The sequence below is a fragment of the Treponema endosymbiont of Eucomonympha sp. genome (genome assembly GCF_001028545.1).
This window is the reverse complement of sequence record NZ_BBPW01000535.1, coordinates 1-498: the sequence shown is the minus strand read 5'-3', so window position 1 is coordinate 498 and position 498 is coordinate 1. Positions and strand designations below refer to the sequence as shown.

The 498-nt window shown below is 60.0% G+C and carries 1 pseudogene; it reads right to left on the bottom strand.

What is annotated here, in order from left to right:
* Positions 1-498, bottom strand: a pseudogene (locus AWU74_RS07935) (glutamine synthetase type III); the annotation flags it as partial.

Here is a 498-nt window from a genome sequence, read left to right as displayed (position 1 = left end):
ACGCGATAGAATGCGTCGAGCCGACCATTCGGAACTCGAACTTGTTGCCAGTGAACGCAAACGGAGAGGTGCGGTTGCGGTCGGTGGTGTCTTTCGGGAAGCGCGGCAGCACGTTCACGCCGATAGTCATATCCACTTTTTCTTTCTTGCCGTAGAGCTTGCCGCTTTCAAGCGCGTCGAGGATGCCGGTCAGCTCTTCGCCGAGGAAGACAGACACTATCGCGGGGGGCGCTTCGTTCGCGCCGAGGCGGTGGTCGTTTCCGGCGGTCGCCACGGACACGCGAAGCACGTCCTGATATTCGTCGATAGCCTTGATAATCGCGGTCAGGACGAGCAGGAACTGCGCGTTCTCGCTGGGCGAATCGCCGGGCTCCAGCAGGTTTAAGCCGGTGTCGGTGGAAATCGACCAGTTGTTGTGCTTGCCCGACCCGTTTATGCCCGCAAACGGGTTTTCGTGCAGAAGGCACACCAGCCCGTGCTGGAGCGCGACCTTCTTCA